General features: G+C 35.0%; 21 protein-coding genes. 14 read left to right on the top strand and 7 right to left on the bottom strand.

Annotated features, from left to right (window positions below):
• The first annotated feature begins 45 nt into the window (after positions 1-45).
• Positions 46-795, top strand: coding sequence for a murein L,D-transpeptidase catalytic domain family protein (locus tag K6119_RS19155; RefSeq protein ID WP_221834666.1), 750 nt, complete (start codon positions 46-48; stop codon positions 793-795).
• Here the strand turns inward: K6119_RS19155 and K6119_RS19160 are convergent.
• Positions 792-2993, bottom strand: a complete 2202-nt coding sequence (locus K6119_RS19160) for a T9SS type A sorting domain-containing protein (RefSeq protein ID WP_221834665.1) — start codon at positions 2991-2993, stop codon at positions 792-794. The genes K6119_RS19155 and K6119_RS19160 overlap by 4 nt on opposite strands.
• A gap of 194 nt (positions 2994-3187) precedes the next feature.
• Here K6119_RS19160 and K6119_RS19165 point away from each other — a divergent pair, with 194 nt between their 5' ends.
• Genes K6119_RS19165 through mltG form a run of 5 tightly spaced genes read left to right on the top strand, consistent with a single transcriptional unit; the run spans position 3188 to position 6618 of the window.
• The gene (locus tag K6119_RS19165) at positions 3188-3811 is read left to right on the top strand and encodes a hypothetical protein (protein ID WP_221834664.1); all 624 of its coding nucleotides are present in this window, start codon (positions 3188-3190) and stop codon (positions 3809-3811) included.
• Positions 3804-4577 (top strand): diaminopimelate epimerase, encoded by a 774-nt coding sequence (locus K6119_RS19170; RefSeq protein ID WP_221834663.1) that lies wholly within the window; start codon positions 3804-3806, stop codon positions 4575-4577. Before K6119_RS19165 ends, K6119_RS19170 begins: the two co-directional genes overlap by 8 nt.
• Complete coding sequence (locus tag K6119_RS19175) at positions 4570-5073, top strand: hypothetical protein (RefSeq protein WP_221834662.1); 504 nt, start codon at positions 4570-4572, stop codon at positions 5071-5073. Before K6119_RS19170 ends, K6119_RS19175 begins: the two co-directional genes overlap by 8 nt.
• Complete coding sequence (locus tag K6119_RS19180; protein ID WP_237828061.1) at positions 5060-5575, top strand: GNAT family N-acetyltransferase; 516 nt, start codon at positions 5060-5062, stop codon at positions 5573-5575. The genes K6119_RS19175 and K6119_RS19180 overlap by 14 nt, the downstream gene beginning before the upstream one ends.
• Entirely contained in the window at positions 5572-6618 is a 1047-nt protein-coding gene (mltG, locus tag K6119_RS19185) for an endolytic transglycosylase MltG (RefSeq protein ID WP_221834660.1), read from the top strand. Before K6119_RS19180 ends, mltG begins: the two co-directional genes overlap by 4 nt.
• Positions 6619-6622: 4 nt before the next feature.
• Here mltG and K6119_RS19190 read toward each other — a convergent pair whose 3' ends face one another.
• Genes K6119_RS19190 through K6119_RS19200 form a run of 3 tightly spaced genes read right to left on the bottom strand, consistent with a single transcriptional unit; the run spans position 6623 to position 11100 of the window.
• Positions 6623-7078 carry a hypothetical protein gene (locus K6119_RS19190; protein WP_221834659.1) on the bottom strand — a complete coding sequence of 152 codons (456 nt, stop codon included), beginning with the start codon at positions 7076-7078 and terminating at the stop codon, positions 6623-6625.
• Positions 7079-7084: 6 nt separating this feature from the next.
• Entirely contained in the window at positions 7085-9004 is a 1920-nt protein-coding gene (locus tag K6119_RS19195; RefSeq protein ID WP_221834658.1) for a hypothetical protein, read from the bottom strand.
• A gap of 44 nt (positions 9005-9048) precedes the next feature.
• Positions 9049-11100, bottom strand: a complete 2052-nt coding sequence (locus K6119_RS19200) for a dipeptidyl-peptidase 3 family protein (RefSeq protein ID WP_221834657.1) — start codon at positions 11098-11100, stop codon at positions 9049-9051.
• A 110-nt stretch (positions 11101-11210) separates the two neighbouring features.
• Between K6119_RS19200 and K6119_RS19205 the strand changes: the two genes are divergently transcribed.
• A complete protein-coding gene (locus tag K6119_RS19205) occupies positions 11211-13454 on the top strand; it encodes a T9SS type A sorting domain-containing protein (protein WP_221834656.1) in 2244 nt (747 codons plus the stop codon).
• Here K6119_RS19205 and K6119_RS19210 read toward each other — a convergent pair.
• Positions 13443-14126, bottom strand: a complete 684-nt coding sequence (locus K6119_RS19210) for a hypothetical protein (protein WP_221834655.1) — start codon at positions 14124-14126, stop codon at positions 13443-13445. The genes K6119_RS19205 and K6119_RS19210 overlap by 12 nt on opposite strands.
• 114 nt (positions 14127-14240) lie before the next feature.
• Here K6119_RS19210 and K6119_RS19215 point away from each other — a divergent pair, with 114 nt between their 5' ends.
• Together K6119_RS19215 and argS are read left to right on the top strand one after the other, a co-directional pair.
• Complete coding sequence (locus K6119_RS19215; RefSeq protein WP_221834654.1) at positions 14241-15200, top strand: arginase; 960 nt, start codon at positions 14241-14243, stop codon at positions 15198-15200.
• Entirely contained in the window at positions 15197-17065 is a 1869-nt protein-coding gene (gene argS, locus K6119_RS19220; protein ID WP_221834653.1) for an arginine--tRNA ligase, read from the top strand. The genes K6119_RS19215 and argS overlap by 4 nt, the downstream gene beginning before the upstream one ends.
• Positions 17066-17069: 4 nt before the next feature.
• Here the strand turns inward: argS and K6119_RS19225 are convergent, their stop codons facing one another.
• Positions 17070-17444 (bottom strand): hypothetical protein, encoded by a 375-nt coding sequence (locus K6119_RS19225; protein ID WP_221834652.1) that lies wholly within the window; start codon positions 17442-17444, stop codon positions 17070-17072.
• Between the two features lie 105 nt (positions 17445-17549).
• Here K6119_RS19225 and K6119_RS19230 point away from each other — a divergent pair, with 105 nt between their 5' ends.
• From K6119_RS19230 to K6119_RS19250, 5 genes are all read left to right on the top strand, one after another.
• Positions 17550-17849: an HPF/RaiA family ribosome-associated protein gene (locus tag K6119_RS19230; RefSeq protein WP_221834651.1), complete on the top strand. Its 300-nt coding sequence runs from the start codon at positions 17550-17552 to the stop codon at positions 17847-17849.
• 24 nt (positions 17850-17873) lie between these two features.
• Positions 17874-18506, top strand: coding sequence for a Crp/Fnr family transcriptional regulator (locus K6119_RS19235; RefSeq protein WP_221834650.1), 633 nt, complete (start codon positions 17874-17876; stop codon positions 18504-18506).
• A 58-nt stretch (positions 18507-18564) separates the two neighbouring features.
• Positions 18565-18966 (top strand): DUF983 domain-containing protein, encoded by a 402-nt coding sequence (locus tag K6119_RS19240; protein WP_221834649.1) that lies wholly within the window; start codon positions 18565-18567, stop codon positions 18964-18966.
• Between the two features lies 1 nt (position 18967).
• Positions 18968-19273 (top strand): rhodanese-like domain-containing protein, encoded by a 306-nt coding sequence (locus K6119_RS19245; protein ID WP_221834648.1) that lies wholly within the window; start codon positions 18968-18970, stop codon positions 19271-19273.
• 180 nt (positions 19274-19453) lie between these two features.
• Positions 19454-20341: a type IX secretion system membrane protein PorP/SprF gene (locus tag K6119_RS19250; RefSeq protein WP_221834647.1), complete on the top strand. Its 888-nt coding sequence runs from the start codon at positions 19454-19456 to the stop codon at positions 20339-20341.
• On the opposite strand, the gene K6119_RS19255 is transcribed toward K6119_RS19250, so the two are convergent.
• On the bottom strand, positions 20321-20716 hold the full coding sequence (locus K6119_RS19255; RefSeq protein ID WP_221834646.1) for a hypothetical protein: 396 nt from the start codon (positions 20714-20716) through the stop codon (positions 20321-20323). The two genes, K6119_RS19250 and K6119_RS19255, sit on opposite strands and share 21 nt — an antisense overlap.
• Positions 20717-20733: the final 17 nt, after the last annotated feature.

Genomic DNA, 20733 nt, shown 5'->3' on the forward strand with positions numbered 1-20733 from the left:
TCTTTGTATATGATGCGTGCAAGTAAAAGAATATTATTCTTAATCTTGCCAGCCCTTTTGACCCTTGTATCAATTAGTTCGTTTGGTTACACTCCTCCGGGAAGTGGGCAACCATCTGTTAGTGAACTATTGCAACAAGATTCTATTGTACAAAAGGCAAAGGCAGATTTTGAAACATATGCTGAGTATGTCTATACGGCTATTGATGAACCAGATCTAAGCTATGAGGCATTCAGGCAAGGTTTAATTGGTTATCACAATCTTGAAAAAAGAGGTGAGATAGAGAGGTTAGACACTTTAACAATCATTGATTTTAGTAAACCTTCAAGCGAACCAAGAATGTTTATTATCGATTTGTGTCACCAAAAAGTTTTTCATAAATCTCTTTGTTCTCACGGAGTAAATTCAGGACGATTGTATCCTAAATCATTCTCAAACGAAAACAATTCTCACAAGAGTTCAATTGGCTTTTATGTTACTACCAGTACTTATTCAGGTAAGTTTGATTTGGCATTGAGATTAAAAGGAATGGAATATTCAAATTCTCATGCTAGTAGTAGAGGTGTTGTTATGCACGGAGCAGATTATGCTTCTTATGAATTTCTTGATAAAAATGATTGTCAACTAGGTAGATCATATGGATGTCCGGCTTTACCTCACAAAGATTTTGATCAGGTTGTCAGTTGGATAAAAGAAGGAAGCTGTTTGTTTATCTATTATCCAAGTAAAAGCTACAAGAAATACTCAAAGTACTTGAGTAGAAAAGATTATCTGGTAGACTTTGTTGAATACTAGTCTTTAATCAATCGTTGAACTTCCAATAAAATGTCATTCTTGTATAACTTAACAAGGTAAATTCCCTGAGCATAATTATTCAGTTCAAGTTCAGTTTGTTTTGATTCAACAACAATAGTTTCAATTCTATTTCCTTTTGCATCCTCAATAATAATGTAGCTGTTAGCTACAGTTCCTTCAGTGATAATAAAGTTTACTTTATCATTGGCAGGATTAGGATAGATTTCAAGGTCATTTTTAAAATTAACACTGATTACTTCTGAATACTCAGGTTCCAGATTCTCCTTGACTTGGATAATTCTGTAATAATTAACTCCTATGTTTGGAGTAACATCTGTGAAATTATATTCAGATTTGGCACCTTTGTTTTTGGCCTCAACTTTTCCAATTTCTCTCCATTCTTCCCCATCATTTGATTTTTCTAAAATGTATTCAGTAATATCGATTTCGTCTTTAATACTCCATTCTAATAGCACAAAGTCATCAATTTTTTTACCATCAAAAGAAATCAAATTTTCAAATAGCGGACAACCAATATCAAATGTTGCAGTTACCGTTGTGCCGCAGGCATCAGTAACATTGCAAGTATAAGTTCCAACTGTTCCCGGAACAATTTCTGTGGCACCGCTTCCTCCGGTACTCCAGTTGTATGTATAAGGCCCAACACCATATAGAGGAGTAGGGTCAAGTGTTTGTGTACCTGCGCAATCTGAATCATATATATTGGCAGAGCCGTTTCCAGTTACCGTGTTACCTAAGGTTTCAACTGATTTTCCTTGCACTGTTACACTCCATTGATCCAAAGCCTGACACCAGGCAGTTCCCCAATTACAAACATCATATGCCCCCCATGAATTACACCATGATCTGTTTAAGTTGATGGTAAAAGTTAAATTTTGATTACTACATGAAGGAGAATAACATTGCACTAATGATTGAGTTCCGCTACTGTTAAATGGTACGGTTGGCGTCCAGTCACCAGGTGTACTACATCCTAGACAGGTCCATATTATTCCTGGTGAACCTACCGGAGATGCCCCTCCACAACTGCTATTTATCCAAACTTGAGCCTCCGACATCCAACAGCTAAATCCATTTCCAACGCAGTAATCTGTATAAACATCAAAATATATCTGGGTATCCCAAGGAGTAGATCCGCCTGGGAAGTTGACAACCAAATTTGAGCTGCAAAAAGATGGCGATAATAAGGAACCGATTAATCCAAAACCTGAAGCAACTGGACCCACAGCAACAAAAGTAGGATCTACCGTAATAGGATAGGTGTAAGCGTTACTATTTAGATGAGCCGAATCACAGATGATATATAAATCTTCACCATGAATTTCCATATCGCTGTACCAGGCATCTTTAGCTTGAAGTAGATCAAAGGTTCTTGCAGGTTTTGCAATCATCTCAACTTCATGGGTTTCAGAATCTTTTATTTCTAGCATGTCGACATATAGCTGCTCATGCTCTTTAATACTTGCTTCCAAGTTGCCCTCTAATTCAAGATGATCTATAAAAATCAGTGTTTTTACATTTAAATTTTGTTTGATTATAAATTCTGATTTTATCTCAGATTGTCCAAATTTCAGTCTTAAATCTATTTGCGGAAAAATATCAGTTACATAAGCACTAAAATTGGTCATATACACTTGTGACCAATTTGCTTGTAGCGTTTCTTCACTATTGTCTAAATGAACGATTTTAAGTTCAAATTGATTATTAGTGATGGTTTTGTTTTGATAGCTAAATTGAGTGAAGCCATCAACTGTGTTAATCATAGTTTGAACCGGTTGAATGCCTGAACTAAAAACACCTCCGGATTTGGCATGTAAACTTGGATCAATAGCTCGCCATTTACCGTCAACAAACATATTAATAGGCATGGCTGCTTTTTCAATATAAAAAAAGGTAGGATCATCTAAATCAATATAAAACCTTTCATCTATTGTTCTTTTTTCCAAAACTTCAACAACATTTCTATTAATTGGGGCCTTGAATGTTAACTTACCAAAGTCAGGATGATTGAAAAATTCAGGAGAATTGTATTCTTTGCCATCTTCTGCACTATAAGAAGGGGGATCCATAAATTCGTTCAAATCAGTTCTATAAATTAGAGAATCGCTCTGCGCCAATGAAATGGACAGATTTAATATGATCGCGATAGCCATTATATGCCTACCAAAATTACTCATGTTTAACTAAATTAATTGTAAAACACTATCTATCAATTAATTATAGTAAGTAGTAGATAAAATCAATAGATAATACAGTTTAACCTTAATAAAGAAACATAAAATTTGATAAAAAGGTTGCTTTGAGAGATTAAATTTTTGGTTTTTTGATTGTTATGCCATCTTCTTTAAATAACTTTGCGGCGAAATAGCCAATGAAGTACCTGGTTTACATAGGTTTATTAGCAGTAGGAATTGTATTGGGATACGTGCTAGGAAATCAGCAAAATAATGAAATAGCTGAGGACACAACCACAACCGAATACATTACTGAAACGCGCACGGTGCATGATACTGTGGTGCAAACTAATACTATTAAGGTAACTGAAGAAGAGGAAGAGTTAGATTCATTAGAAGAGGTTATAGATACCATAAAAACCGAAGTTGATACAACACTTGTTGTGAATATGGTGGATGATACCACTGAAGATGTATCTATTTCAAGGGAAAAAATGATCAAGAAAGATTGGCTTCGCGTAAATGTTGTTGAAGAGATTGCTGATGATGACTCACTTTTAAATGAGATGATGGGAATTTCTAAAACCATGCCTGATAAGTTAATGGTTGAATTTTGGGAATCTCCGCTCCATTTTTCGGGATATAAATTATCAAAATCTAAGCTGATTCTATACGGTATGGAACCCGGAAATGAGTATAAACTGTATAGAAATAGAAAAGATTATTTTTTATCGACCAAAACTTTTTATTATTCGTTGAAAGAAACGGAGCAATTCTTGCCATATTTGGAGGTGAAAAAAGAGGTAGTATTCAATGATTGAGTTTTACAAGTTTCACGGAGCCGGAAATGACTTTATTTTAATTGATAATCGATCACTTCAATTTAATGGAGATAAGGTTGCATTTGCTCAAAAATGGTGCAGTAGAAGATTTGGAGTAGGTTCAGATGGAATCATCTTTATTGAAAATCAAGAAGGTGTGGATTTTAATATGGATTTTTACAATCCTGATGGAAGTCAAAGTTTTTGTGGTAATGGTTCAAGATGTGCTGTAGCTTTTGCAAAGTTGATTGGAGTTGGGGATGGTAATTTCACTTTTAAAGCAATAGATGGAATACATCAATCAAAATTCAAAGATAATTTATATCACATTTTGATGTCTGATGTAAACGGCATTGAAAAAATTGGAAATGATTATTTCATGCATACCGGCTCACCTCATTATATATCTTATTGTGGATCAAGTGATCAAAGAGATATTGTTGAATTTGGAAGGGAAATTCGTTATTCAGATAAATATAAAGCTGCCGGAACAAACGTAAATCTTGTTAAATTTATCAGTGATAATAAAATTGATTTACGCACCTATGAACGAGGTGTAGAAGATGAAACTTTTGCTTGTGGAACCGGTGCAACTGCTGCTGCTTTAGTGTCTGCATTTGTTAAACAATTGAATGACGGTGAAATTGCTGTAAAAGTTAAAGGTGGAGATTTAAAAGTGCAGTTTGAAAGGAACAATGATACCTTCAAAAACGTTTGGTTAATTGGTCCGGCACAATTTGTTTTTAAAGGAATCATTAATGACTAAAATAAGGAATATAAAATCTGTTTTACCTGAATTTACTTCTGGTACATATCTGGTTTTAGTCAATCCTGAAAACATTCCTCATTTAGTTTTGTTGCATCAAGGAAAATATTATTCCCTTACCTATGAAGGTGTTGAGGTAGGTAAAGACTTTGGTCCTTATTTTGAAAAGTTAAAGAGGTTAAATAAAAAAATCTTGTTTGTCACTATTGATGGATTAAAAAAAGATCCTGAAAATGTATTTAGTAAATATCTCTTCGCATCAAAAGAAGAAGCTAGCTGTTTATCTCCTATTAAAGAGCTTTTATTGGAAGATAGTAATGCCAATTTAATCTTTGAATTAATGCCTGAATTGTATGCTCAAAAGATGATTGGTGATACATTTCAAATAGGGATGCATGATCTAATTGAAGATGGGCAATTTAATATGAGCAAATACAGCAAAACGGACGTTGACAATTATATTCAATCCTTGAGAAATAAGTATGTTGAGCGGTAACAAAATAAGATTACGCGCAGTTGAGCCATGGGATGTAGATAAAATCCTGGAATGGGAAAACGATCGCAAAAACTGGCGTGTTAGCAATACCATGGTTCCTTTTTCAAAAGAATTAATCATGCGTTATATTGAAAATGCGCAAGATATTTATACTGCCAAACAAATACGTCTTATCATGACTTTGCAGGATAAGTTGACAGCTGTAGGTGCAATTGATCTTTTTGATTATGAACCGCATCACCAAAGAGCGGGAGTAGGGATTCTGGTAGAAAAGGAATACAGAGCACAGGGGTTTGCTTCTGAAGCATTAGAGATTATTGAAGAATATGCCCTTAATGTGATTGGAATTAGAAACTTGTATTGTAATATTTTAGAAGATAATGAACAAAGCATTCGCTTATTTGAAAAAGCCGGTTACGTTCAAGTTGGTAGAAAAATTAAATGGTTCAATGATCATATAGATTGGTTGGATGAATTGATGTATCAAAAAGTATTAGTGTGATTAAAAAAATCGTTTTAATAGGAGGGTTAATTGTTATTGTTTTAGGAGTGATTTTTGGGCTTCCTCTTTACAATTTACACTATTCAAAAATTGATGGTTCAGAAGACCAAATCATATATATTCCAACAGGTAGTAGTTTGGCAGATGTAGCAGCTATTATTGATGAAACGGGAGTTATAGAAGAATCTACTTTTTTAGATTACGCGGGTAAATTAGATTTTACAGATGAGAAAGTAGAGCCCGGTAAATATCAGATTACCGGCGGAATGAAAGTGAAGGAGTTAGTGTATGCATTGAAAAATGGGAACCAGGAAATAAAAGATACTCGTATTACATTCAGTTTTTGTAGAGATGTATATGAAATGGCCGGTGAAGTAGCACCTGCTATTGAGGCTGATTCTGCCGAAATTGCGGATTACATAATGAGCTCAGAAACAATTTCAAAATATGGTTTTAAAGAAGAAACCATTTGCGCCATGTTTTTACCTGATACCTATGAGGTTGGCGAATGGGATATGTCCGCAGAAGAATTTGTTCAATTCATGGCTGATCAATTCAAAGAATTCTGGAGTAATGAAGGTGAGGGGAGAGGAAACAAGTTAAAAGAGCTTAATCTAAGTCAATCTCAAGTTTCAACTTTGGCGTCAATTTTAGAAGCGGAGCAAGGTTTAGTAACTGATGAATGGCCAAAAATAGCAGGTCTTTACTTAAACAGGGTGAAAGACGGATGGAAATTGCAGTCTGATCCAACAGCAAAATTTTGTTGGGGAGATTCGTTAAAAGGTGTTCAAAGATTGTTGGACGAGCACATGAAAAAAGATTGCCCATACAACACATATATCTATCCGGGACTTCCTCCGGGGCCAATAAGAATTCCTAGTAAAAAAGCCATAGATGCGGTTTTAAATGCAGAAAAGCATAATTACTACTATATGTGTGCGGCACCAAACAATACCGGATTACACAATTTTGCCGAAACCTATTCTCAACACATGGCCAATGCAAGGTTGTGGTGGAAATATGCAGATGAAAGAGGGTATTAGAAGACTAAACTATATCGTCATCTAAAATTTCAGGATTTTCATTTACTCGGTTGTATCTGACACTTTGAACCAGATAGACAATACTAAAAGCCATCATCATAATTCCGGCCAACATAAATACCTGTCCACCTTCATCAAAAGAAGTGTGTGTTGGCTGAGCCATCATGATCAAGTTGAACATGAAACTTACTCCTAACAATGATAAGCCTACAATGGATAAAACTTTGACTGTTCCTGTTTTTATTTTTACAAGATTCGCAATGTTCTGTATGATAAAAAATAAGTGAATTAAAATAAAAATGAGAGCTGCTTCAGCTGTGATTTCTGCTGCTGAAGGTCCGTAATAATCCAAAAAATCCCAGGAGCCCCAGTGAGCTCTATTCACAGATTCAATGTAATAGACCGTTGCAGGTACTGTTCCTAATCCCACAATGATGCCGACTATGTTAAAAAATTTCATATTGTATTATTTGGGATAAAAATGAATTACATACCTGAACCAAGGATCTGGAAAGTCTAATTTTTGAGACTTTGTATATACTTTTTCTCCTTTTTGAATTTTATCAAACTCTTCCTTTGATGGAACTAAATCATCATAAAGTGGATCATCCATCTCTGCTTTACCGTTGTGATATTTCCAATTATAATAGGCTAATGCTTGAGCATAATTAATATCTTTTACCAAAGCCTCCGGATTGGTCCAAAAGTCATATGCTTTAATATTTTCTTTGTATCCTGAACTGCAAGTAGGGCAAAACTCAATGTACTCGTAATCAGCTAAATTAAATGCATCATTTTTATATGCCCAGTTTTTATTACAAATTTCACATTCAGCTCCGGGATATAAGTTTATGCTTTCGACAATAATAAAATCACTTAGATCTGAATGTGCCCTCATCCCACTATTTGCTCTTTGAATTTTTTCATTACTGTCAAAATTTAAGTCTTTACCGTACCATGGGTTTGCAACGTCATATAATTTAGTTTTATCGTCCCATACCAGTTCCCCAAGCTGACTTTTTCTACCTAGATCTTGCCAATAATATTTATAGAAATAATGTTCAATTTTAAAGTCTCTATAATTTATATTTCCCTTATCATTTAATACCTCATTTTGATTGTTGTATAAATCTTGAATTAAAGAAGCGTATTGCTGCGGTTCAATTCTCTTTTTCCAACTTCCATTATAATTAAAAAAGAACTTCTCTCTATTTCTAAATCGATCAGACGGATCCATTTCTCTCCATGACAGGTTAGCTTCATCATAGTATACATCCTCATAGTCTAACATATCAAGAACATCTTCATGATCAAAAAGATACTTGCCGGTTGCTGGATTTTTACCAAAATAAATTCGTTCCATAATTACAGAGTCTTGCACCCAAATAAGGAATTCCCAGTAATCTTCATTGGTAATTTGCCAGTGTTTGGTCATGTCTACACTATCAATGAGATAAGTCATTTTACAATCACAATCACTTGTATCTGCTAATTTGATTTCTTCTTCTGTTGGTAAAGAAAGATGTACCCTGTAATTGTATCCTTTTTCATTTAACTCTTTCTGAAGATATTTTTCTTTATAATGAAGAAAAGCCTTAATCTGTCGGCCAGTTAAACCAATTACCGGATAGTATTTGCAACTTTCAGCATTTGAATAATGATTCCCTAAATTGTAGTAAAAATCAAAAGGATAAGAAGAGTTACTGGCCCAGATATTTCTATACGGAGCGGCATAAATTGCATCAAGTAAATTTTTGGAGTAAGAATACCAGAACTTTCTTTCATCAAATACTTTAGCGCTGTAAAAACGCTCATGGGGATAGACATATAAATCATTAATCAGAGGAATTATTTGTTCATCTCTAATGCCTTTCATTTCCCATTTTAAATCAAATAATCCGCGGTTGATAAAAGGTTGCGAGGGATCAAATTCATTCCAATATAAATTCACAGAATCATAATACACATTTGGATGAATTAACATTTCCCCAATGAGTTCTTCATCAATGGCATTGTTGCCGGTTGGATCATCATTTGCATAAACGCTCTCCAATGTAAGCGAGTCTTGGATCCATTTCATAAAGTAATTGTACTCCATATTTGAAACCCAGCTCAATCTGAAAATTTTGAAAAGCTCTCCTTTCTGATTGACGATATCGTCCTGAAACATTAAAAACTCACCTTCATTACTTGCTCCGGTGGTATCATCTTTAAGCGTATTGGAAGGATAAAATATAACATTTCCTTCGGGTGTCCATTTGTAATTATCTGTAGCCTCTAACTCAACGAGATCTTTCAGGCCAATTACTTTCTTCAGCTTTTTATCAAGCTGAGCAACAGTGAATAAGGAAAAGAGAAAAGATAAAGAGAGGAATAAAACTTTCATAGGAACTAAAATATATTTTTATTTCATTCCTCTCTTAATAAATTTTATTTTGCCAAATGGCCGTATTGTTTTGAGTAACTTAACATTTGAGCCTCAAAGCTCTCTGGTTGTTTTAATTCAAATCCAACAATTTCTCCATTTTCATCTTTAATAGGAGTAATTACAGGATTAACAAATCCATTATAAGGAGCAATATCCAAAGTTGCAACTCTATCTAGTACTTCTTTATGAATAGCTTGATCTACTTTTACCCCGTAATCTTCAACCAATGCTTTTCCTGCAGCAAAGTCACCCTCTGATTTAATGCGTTGGATTTCTCTCAATAAATCACCAAAAATCACTCTCAGTTTTTCGTAATCGTGAATTTCAAAATAAGTTTTACCGTCACGTTTTACTTTCTCAATAACGTTTTCTTTTTGACCTTTTTCAAAAGCCCATGCAGCAACTAATTGACGGTTTCTCATATGCGCCTCTTCAATGTCTGCACCAGGTTCCAATCTTCTTAATTGAACCATTAAACCATTTCTGATATAATCATCATATTCTGCTTTACCAACTTCTGTAGATTCAATTAATCCCAATTCAACTAATTTCTCGTCTAATAAGAAATAAAGTGCAACCAAATCAGCTCGGGCTTCTTCTAAGGTAGAAGCGTAGTTCTTTAAAGTTTCTTTTGGTGTTCCAATTCCTTCATTGATTTTTCCTGAAGCGTGTCCAATAACTTCGTGCATAGCAGTATGCATTTTTGAACCTATTTTACCGTGAGCAATTGTTCTGTCAATTTCTTCTTGATCGTGTGCAAATTCAGTTAAAATTCCTTCGCCTCCAACATTGTTGTATGCTTCAACTATATTACCTAAGCTTACAGATTTTGAACCATGTTCAGCTCTGATCCAGTTGTTATTTGGAAGGTTAACTCCAATCGGTGTTGAAGGAGATGAATCTCCTGATTCACCAGCAACGTTTACAACTTTGTATGAAACTCCAACTACATCTGCTTTTTTGTGCTCATCCATTATTGATGAATTGTCTTCAAACCACTGTGCATTTTCTGCTAAAACAGCCATTCTGTCTGAAGCTTCAAAATCATTGATCTGAACAATAGATTCATAGGATCCTCTCATTCCTACAGGATCTCCGTATACTTCAACAAATCCTTGGATATAGTCAATATCACCTTCAGTAGCTTGTGACCAGGTGATATTATAATCAACCCATTTTTGCAAATCTCCAGTTTGATAATACTCGATCAATAATCCAAGCGCTTTTCCTTGTTCTTCATTTTCAGCAACCCCTTTGGCTAGTTCTAACCATTTTACCACTTCTACTATGGCATCATTGTACATTCCACCAACTTTCCAAACACGCTCCTCAACAGTTCCGTCATCATTTTTAACCAATTGAGAATTTAATCCAAATTCAACTGGATGAGCTCCGGCATTTGCCATCTTCTCAGCATAGAATCCGTCAACATCTGCCTGCGTAACATTTTCTCCATAAAAGTTAGTAGCAGAATTTAAAATAAGATCTTTTGAGTCATCAAGACTTACTCTTTTCTTATCCGCTTTTGGATCAAACATGATGTCTCTGATAGCTACATCTAATTCAGCACCTGAATCTGCAATTAATTGATCAAAATATTCTCTTGAGAATTTAGGAAGGAACTTGTCCATTGAGTAATGATGGTGAATTCCGTTTGAAAACCAAACTCTTTTTGTATAAACCATAAAGTTGTTCCATTCTTCACCTGACTTATCACCTTCATAATTTTCTACGATATGCTCTAGACAATTTCTAATCGCCAAATTATGACGGTAGTTTTGATCCCAGATAATATCTCTTCCGGCTAATCCTGCTTCGTATAAGTAGTACACCAATTTTTGTTGGTCCAAGCTCAATTCATAAAAACCTGGAATATCATATTGCAATACTTGAACGTCAGCAAAACGATCAATTACGCCAGTTTCTAATGGCGTTTTGTCAATTGCGATTGTGTCTTTTCCATCTGAACCAGAAGAATCACCTGATCCTCCACACGCAGTTAAAATGGTAGTAGACATTAAAAAAATGGGTAGTACTTTCTTTATAGATTTCATAAATGCGGAATTTTTAAGAGGTCTAAAAATAAAAATACTTTCTGATTCATCAACTATTTGTGAATTCTTTGCGTTTCCTTTGTAAGAGTTTTATGTATCTTAATGGGGTTATGTTAAAATCAATTACTACTACTTTTTTATTCGCTATTTCAATCGTGTCTAATGCCCAATTTGGCTTTGAGAGAATTGACACAATAAATGTTATCAATGGAACTGCACAGACAATGCCCTGGGCAGGAGGAATTGATTTTCCTCAATTCTCCAATATTGATTTAAACTGGGATGGGGTAGAGGATTTATTCATTTTTGATAGAACTTGTGATAAAGTGCTAACTTTTTTACACACTGGTGCACCCAATTCAACTCAATATGTTTATGCTCCGGAGTACGAATCTTTGTTTCCAAAAATGCAGAACTGGTGCTTATTGGTAGATTATAATTGTGATGGAAAGAAAGATATTTACACACACACAATTGGAGGAGGAAGAGTATTTAAAAATATTGGTAATTCAGGAACAGGTCACCAGTTTGAATTGGCTAAAGCAAATTTAAAAGCTTGGCTTTGGGGAAGCGAAGGTTATATGTATATTTCTTCGGTTGATTTACCTGCTATTTTAGACATTGATGGTGATTCGGATATTGACATTTTAAGTTTTGGGGTTAGTGGTCAAACCATTGAATATCACAAAAACTTGAGTATGGAAATGTATGGTACTTGTGACTCTATCTACTACGAAACTAAAAATTTATGCTGGGGAAGATTTAGAGAAAGTTCTTCTACTAATACTGTTACGCTTTATGATACCCTGACATATCCTTGCAATGGTTCAATTACTAATGAAGAGTTTGTTGTTCCTCAATTAAAAAGTGCAAAACATGCCGGTTCTACAATTATGGCTTTGGATATGAATGATAATGGTGTGATGGATATCGTTTTAGGAGATATTGCCTATCCAAATATGACCTTATTAATGAATGAGGGTACAGCACCAAATCAAAATTCAGGAATGATGTCTCAAGATCCGGCTTTTCCTTCAAATTCAATTCCTGTTAATATAGACATTCACCCCGGTGGATTTCATGTAGATGTGAATAATGATGGCAAAAGAGATTTCATTGCTGCGCCTAATTCAAAAGTAGGTTCTGAAAACAGAGAGAGTGTTTGGTACTATCAAAATACAGGGACAGATTTAGCACCTGTTTTTGAACATGTTTATTATGATTTTCTGCAACAAGATATGATAGAAGTTGGTTCGGGTAGTTTACCTGTTTATTTTGATCACAATGGGGATGGTTTAAAAGATCTTTTAGTGTCACAACATGGAAGATACGATTCAGTTAGTAATAGCTTGACTTCGCACATTTATTATTATCAAAATACAGGAACTCAGGCTTCACCTGAATTTACTTTTGTAACAGAGGATTATCAGAACATTGCTCAAATGGGCTTAGGGAACAATCTTGTATTTTACCCTGCTTTTGGAGATTTAGATGGTGATGGAGATGAGGATATGATTTTGGGCGAATACACGGGGTATTTGTACTTCTTAGAAAATACAGGTGGTGCGGGAAATCCGGCAATATTTAACACATTCATTATTGTTAATGATAATACGGCCAATCCTATCTTTGAAGGCACGCATGCATACCCAACTTTGGTTGACATTGATAGAGACAATGATCTTGATTTGATTTTAGGTAAAAGAAATGGTAAATTATCTTTCTATGAAAATACCGGAAATTCTTCAAATCACATCTTCACACAAGTTACTACTGAATTGGGAATGGTAGATGTATCCGAATACTGGACAACAGAAGGACATTCAGTTCCACAGTTTATTGATATTGATAATGAATATCACCTGATATTAGGCTCAAAAGTTGGATCATTACATTACTACGATAACATTGATGGTAATTTGGCCGGTAGCTGGAATTTAGTTGATTCAACTTTGGAAGATATTAATATTGGAACGTACAGTGCTCCTGCCATTTATGATTTAACCAGCGATAATAGGGTAGAGATGATACTTGGAAATCAAAGAGGTGGACTAGGACTTTATAAGTCTGCTCCATTAACTGATGTAGGTTTCAAAGAAGAAGTTTTAAATGACATTAAGGTTTATCCAAATCCTACTAATGGTCAGCTTACAATTGATCTTGGAACAATGCCTTATGAGCAGTTGAGTAAAACAACTTTACAGCTGAGAGACCTAAGTGGTAGGATGATTCTTGAGGTGAATCCTAAACAATATCAAACTACACTTAGCCTTGATCAATTTGCTCAAGGAACATATTTATTGACCGTAATTAACGGATCAGGAAAATTTACTAAGAAAATCTTACTCCAATAAGATGTCGAAGAGTTCTTGAACTTCTTCTTCGTATGTAGCAAAGCTAACCGGACTTAATTCAGCTGGTCTTTCAAATTCTGAGTCTTTCACTTTACGTTTAACAAAGCTAGTGGCTTTCACTCTCATCATAAGTCCATATCTTTCTACGTCATAAACAACTGGAAGACCTGTAACTGAACTATAGGCGGAAAACCAGGCCCCATTTTGAACGGCCATGTCTTCTGTAAACCAGGCATCACCAGGTTGTAAAGTGTCAGAAGACAATGATTTTACTGTGTATTTTCTACAATACATTCCTGCAACGCTATCTTGCTCTTCAGTCTCCTTTATTTCATAATTAGGAGCACTTTCCTTTAATTTTTTAATCTCATCTTTGGTTAACTCTGAGTAGTAGAGTTTATCTCCAAAATCCAACCTCATTTCCATGTATTCGTTGGATTCATCAGTAATAACATCAGTTGAAAAAATAGTACCTCTGGCAATTGTTGTTTTCATTTTGGATCCTTTGAATACAATTGTCATCTCCTTGGGTAAGATGGCCTGCATAAATCCTTCCACTTTCATGTATGGATAAGTGATTTCATAAGTCACTTCTCCCTCTTCAATAAGTTTCTTTCCACAACTTGCAAAGATGAAAGGGAAAATTAATACTAATGGTAACAGTTTTTTCATGTGATATATTGAAAATTAAACGGTAACAAATATATCATTTTCTGTAAAGGATTAACCTTAAATTTCGACGAGCCAACACAAAAAGATTAAATTTGCAGTCCAAATAATTTAGGTATGCCGACAATTAAAATTATTGAAAACTCTTCTGAACTGGGAGCTGGAACAAGAGGAGCAGGTTTAGGAATTGGTGCTTTAAAAGTAGCAGCACAAAATAAAAAATCGACATATTTCACTCAATATGAGAGATTTGAATTAGAGAATGAGAACGATTTATTACACATTCCTTCAGATTTTGATTGGGGTAAATACATAGATGGGATACTTAGAATTTATCAGCAGACAGCAGATGTAGTGGCTCATGTGTTAGGTGAAGGTGATTTCCCTTTGGTGTTGGCAGGAGATCATTCCAGTGCAGGAGGAACAATTGCAGGTATTAAAAAACAGTTTCCTAACAAACGTTTAGGTGTTGTTTGGATTGATGCGCATGCTGATTTACACTCGCCGTATACTTCACCTTCAGGTAATGTTCACGGTATGCCTTTGGCCACTGCACTTGCTATGGACAATAAAGAGTGTCAAAGAAATGAACCGCAAATTGAGACAAAAGAAAACTGGGAAGCTTTAAAAAATCTTTCAGCTGCCGCTCCAAATGTAAAGCCGGAGGATCTTGTGTTTATTGCAGTTAGAGATACAGAAAAGCCTGAAGACGAATTGATGGCTAGAAACAATATTACAAATCATACAGTTGAAGAAGTCAGGCAAAAAGGAGTTGATGCCATTGCAGCGCTGGTGAAAGATCAATTAAAAGATTGTGATATGGTTTACATCTCTTTTGATGTTGATTCTATGGATTGTGACATTGTATCTCGCGGTACAGGAACACCGGTTGAAAATGGATTAACTCCTGAAGAAGCAGCAGCTTTTATGAACATTTTTGCCAATTGGAACAAAGTTAATTGCATTGAGGTAGTGGAGGTCAATCCATGCCTGGATGACAAGATTAACAAGATGGCTGAAACAACATTTGATATAATAGAAGAATTTACCAAAATACTTGAAAACAGAATTCAATGAGTCTTGAACAAATATTAATGCCTGAGGTTGAAAAATGCCTTGCGCAATTGTACGATCAAAAAATTGACAACAATCAAATTCAACTTCAAAAAACAAGGACTGAATTTGTTGGAGACATCACACTAGTAGTATTTCCGTTTTTAAGGATATCAAAAAAAGGCCCTGAGCAAACTGCAGAGGAAATTGGTGCCCTTTTGATTGATCAAATAGAACTAATAAAAGGTTACAATGTAGTTAAGGGATTTCTAAACCTGGAAATTGCTAATTCATATTGGTTAACACAATTGAATGGAATTGAAGCTAACCAAAAATTTGGAGTAGACGCAACTAGTAGTGACACAGTGTTAGTAGAGTTTAGCTCACCAAATACTAACAAACCACTGCATTTGGGGCATTTGAGAAATATTTTCTTAGGAGATTCTGTATCTTCTGTATTGCAGGCAAATGGCAAGAAAGTAGTTCGAACTCAGATAATAAATGACAGAGGAATTCATATTTGTAAAAGTATGTATGCCTGGAAGAATTTTGGAAATACTGAAACGCCTGAATCAGCAGGAATGAAAGGTGATAAATTGGTGGGTAAATATTACGTTGAGTTTGATAAAGCAATGCGTGAGCAGGCCAAAGCATTGTTGGAAGAGTGGAATAAAGGAAACTTTGGAGATGTAGATGAAAAAACAATTGAAACATTCAAATCACTAAAAGAAAAAGAGGCAGATGGTAAAATCAAAGAATTGATTAATAACCAGACACCAATAATGGCTGAGGTGAAAGAAATGTTGCTAAAATGGGAACAAAAAGATCCAGAAGTTTATCAGTTATGGGAAAAGATGAACGGCTGGGTTTACAATGGTTTTGACCAAACATACAAAACAATGGGCGTAGGTTTTGACCATTTATATTATGAGTCAGACACTTTTATAACTGGAAAAGAACTGGTAGAAGAAGGCCTGGCTAAAGGGATTTTTTATAAGCGAGAAGATGGTTCTGTTTGGGTTGATTTAACTGATGAAGGATTAGATGAAAAATTATTACTGCGTTCAGATGGAACTGCCGTTTACATGACCCAGGATATTGGAACAGCTTATCAAAGATTTAAAGATTATCCATCAATGACAGGTATGGTATATACTGTGGGTAATGAGCAAGATTATCACTTTAAGGTCTTGTTTTTAATTCTTCAAAAATTGGGATTTGAGTGGGCCAAAAACTGTTTTCACTTGTCTTACGGAATGGTAGAATTACGTAACAATGAAGGTGAAGTAGGGAAGATGAAATCAAGAGAGGGAACTGTTGTTGATGCAGATGATTTGATGGCTGAAGTAATTGATTCTGCTAAAGAAATGACTCAAGAACGTGGTCAGTTGGAAGGAATGAGCAATGAAGAAAAAGAAGATTTGTATCGCATAATTGGCTTGGGAGGATTAAAATATTATCTCTTAAAGGTTGATCCTAAAAAGAACATGGCATTTAACCCTGAAGAATCTGTTGATTTAAATGGAAATACCGGACCATTTATTCAGTATGCGCATGCACGTATTTCTTCTTTGTTAAGAAAAGCAGGCACATTAAATGGAGTGGAAACTTCAACTGAAATGGTTGATGCTGAACGAGAAATTATCAAATATTTGACAGCTTATCCAGATACTGTTAAACAAGCTGGAGATGAGCATTCACCTGCTTTGTTAGCTAATTATACTTATGATTTGGTGAAAATGTATAATTCATTTTATCAAAGTGTAAGTATCTTCAAAGAAGAGGACGAAAAAAAGGTCAACCTTAGATTGACCTTGAGTAAAAATGTCGGTAAAGTAATTCAGTCTTCAATGGCCATGTTAGGAATTGAAGTTCCTGAAAGGATGTAAAGAACTATTGTTTAGTTCCTGTATAATGAGTTGAATCTCCGTCTTTGTAGTATTTAAATGAAAGCTCATTTAAATTTCCTTGATAGAGAAAATAAAATACTTCATCATCAGTTGAAACCGGTTCAACATTGATTCCTTTTGTTGTAACTAATACCTCAAAAGCAGGGAATAAGTCTCCGTCAATTTTAACTTTGTTTTTACTTACAACAGTAGCCAATACAGGAACATTTCCAGCCAGTGTATCTACCCCATTGTAAACTCCGCTTAAAACTCCAGAATAGTTTCCGGCAATCGTCTCTGCAGGTTGTTCTTTTTCACAAGAACCAACTATTAATCCAATGATTAAAGCTGTAACAGGTAATGCAAGATATTTTTTCATTTCACATAGATTTGGAGCAAAAATACGAATTAGATCATCAATTTTATTTATTGTGTAAAATTTTAATGATTTATTCGTAACTTCATGCATATACAAATGAGGCTTATGAATATCGAAATTCAATTCATACATGCGGTTCAAAACGATACATTAGAATCGCAAGTGACAACTAAATTAGAAGCATTATCAAAAAGATATGATTGGATAACAAATGCTGCTGTATTCTTTAAAACGGAAAAGCATCCTAATGAAGAAAACTACGTTTGTGAAATCAGGTTATCTGTTCCTGGACCTCAGATTTTTGCTAGCTCAAATGAAGTAAATTTCAATAAAGCAATTAATACTACTATACAACAAATAAGTGTTCAGTTGGAAAAGCAAAAGGCAAAAATGTTGGCTCATTAGATTCTTTGTTATTTTTGTTCTGTAATGAGCAATATTGTAGAGGAACTAACCAAGACATTTCCGGAGTTTTCAACGGAATTAAAAAGTGAAATTGTAAAGCAAGGGCGATTAATGCATCTCAAAGCAGGAGAGGTGTTAATGTCTATTGGTGGAGAATTTAGAACGATCCCTCTTATCACAAGTGGTGCTATTAAAGTGATGCGTGAAGATGAAGATGGTCGTGAGCTATTTCTTTACTATCTAAGACCCGGTCAAACATGTGCCATGTCACTTAATTGCTTTATGCTCTCAAAACCCAGTGAAGTTTATGCTGTAGCAGAAGAGGAAACAACTATAATAGCTTTAAAGGCAGAGAATATTGGTAGTTGGCTCGAGAAATTTCCTGATTGGAGAGCATTTGTTATTGGAACCTTTCAATTGAGGTTTCATGAAATGTTGAGCACGATTGATGGGATCGCTTTCAGACAACTTGATGCAAGACTTTTAGAATTTTTAAAAGAAAAAGCGGCAGTAATGGGCACTAAAACAATCATTACCACTCATCAAGATTTAGCCGATCACCTCAATTCAACTCGTGAAGTTATTTCCAGACTTTTAAAAATCCTTGAAAAGAAAGGTGAGATTGAACTTGGGCGCAATAAGATTACGCTTGTGTGACAATGGTCACAACACAATCCTTAATATCTAACGAACTTTGTACTGTAAACCTTAAGAAATGAAGAAGGGAACAAAATTATACAGCATTTTCAGAAACAGATGTCCTAGATGTCACGAAGGTCAGTTTTTTGAATCTAAGAATCCTTACGATTTAAAAAATATGACTAAGATGCCTGAGGAATGTCCTGTATGTAGTCAAAAATATACACCTGAAACAGGTTTTTACTACGGCGCAATGTACGTAAGTTATGCGCTTGGAGTAGCAATTTGGGTGACTATTTGGGTAGCTACTTCTGTATTGTTTCCGAACATAACAACGTTTCAATTGCTAGGTGCAGTACTTACCGCATTATTGCTAATGTTTCCGGTTACGTTCAGAGCAGCTCGTTTAATTTGGGCCAATATCTTCATTAAATACACAGGTAAAGAAGAGTATTTAAAACAAAAACAAAGCAAATAACATGGGATTATTAGGAAGTTTATTAGGAAGAGGCTCTGGAGCCGCAGCAGAATTATTAAAAGATGGAGCTGTAATTATTGATGTAAGAACTCCAGGAGAGTTTCAAGGAGGACACGTAAAGGGAGCAAAAAATATTCCTTTACAGGAAATTCAAAAAAGAGAAAACGAAATTATGAATATTGGGAAACCGGTAGTGTTTTGTTGCGCTAGTGGTGGAAGAAGTGGACAAGCAACGTCTTACTTCAAAAGCAAAGGCTTGAACTGTGAGAACGGTGGCGGATGGATGCAAGTGAACGGAATGGTTTAAGTGTTAATAATAGTTGTTGTTAAAGCGTCTCTGATTAGAGGCGCTTTTTTTGTTTACAATAACAAGGCATTTTTTAAAGCAAATTTTACGTTCGGTATAATACTTTTGAATTTATCAAGTTATTAAACTGTAACTAATTGACCCTGTCAGTTGTTTTTATAATAACCCAAACACCTCATAATGAAAAAGTTTAATCTTCTTCTATTAGCTTTTGTGCCTTTTCACCTGTTTTGTCAAGATCCTTTAATGATTTCTGCCGGACTTCAGCAACCGTATGTCCACAATCCTGCTTCGTTTGGAGCTTTTAATAAGTTCTCATTTAATGCAGCTGGAAGTTTCCAAGACCAAAATGTGATCATAGGTTATACAACCGAATCTACATTAAATATGGAGTATGGAGGCGTTATTAACACCAAGAATAATACGCGTATTCCATTTGGTATTGGTCTCAATGGCTTTTATCAAAATTATTACCAAAGAATTGCATTCAACGCTAATATTCCCTTTGCATATCATTTGGATTTTGATGACACTAAATTGTCTTTTGGATTGGCTCCCGGAATTCATTATTTAAAAATGGGACAACCCTGGATTGGAACAGGTGATCCCGAAATAGAAAAGTTGTTTTTTGATTTATCAGCAGGTTTTATGTGGTCTGGCGAGAATTTTTATGCGGGATTAAGTACTACTCATTTTACAGGTCCAGAAGTTCCTGAATTGCCATTTTCTGTGATTGATAGAAACATTCATGCTCATGGTGGATACCGATTCAAAATAAAGGAACACAGTATTTATCCGGTTTCCTCAATTGCCGTATCAATAAGACAAAGATCAAGAGCCCAATTGATGGTGTACTACATGACTCCAAGGGATATTTTTTCAGTAGGCTTGGGGTATTGTACAGATAGAATTTATTCGGGTACCGTAGGTATACAATTAAAAGGGATTCGGGCAAATTATTACTTGAATTACATGCCTTTCTTTTCGGGAATATACTTTTTTAAACACCAAGTAAAACTGAGCTATACTTTACCGTTTAAAGATAAATCAACGGGCAACAGCAAATAACTCACCTATCAACATTTCCTCTTCTCTTTTTTGAAATGGAAGATAAAAAACTGGAAGTTCTTCTTCAGGATTTTTAATGTCAATGGCAATACAGTCTTGTGTTTCGTCTTCTGAAATGTCTACTTTAACTTCGTAAGTAACGGCATAGGCGCGAATTCTGTCATGAGACAACTCTTCATTTCCAAATTTTGAGAGTGTTTGCACCACTTTACCTATGTTGGGAACATTTTTGTTGTCAATCTCCATCTCCATTGGGTGTACCTGACCAACAGAGTCAATAAATCCGCCAAATGGATAAGCTTCACCGGTTTCGTTTAATAAATCTGTTGCGTATTCAACGCAGTGGTCCAGAAGATTTTGATTGTCTTGGTTCATTGTAATTGAATTTGTTT

Origin of the sequence: Paracrocinitomix mangrovi, assembly GCF_019740355.2 — a bacterium.
GTDB classification, from domain to species: domain Bacteria; phylum Bacteroidota; class Bacteroidia; order Flavobacteriales_D; family Crocinitomicaceae; genus Paracrocinitomix; species Paracrocinitomix mangrovi.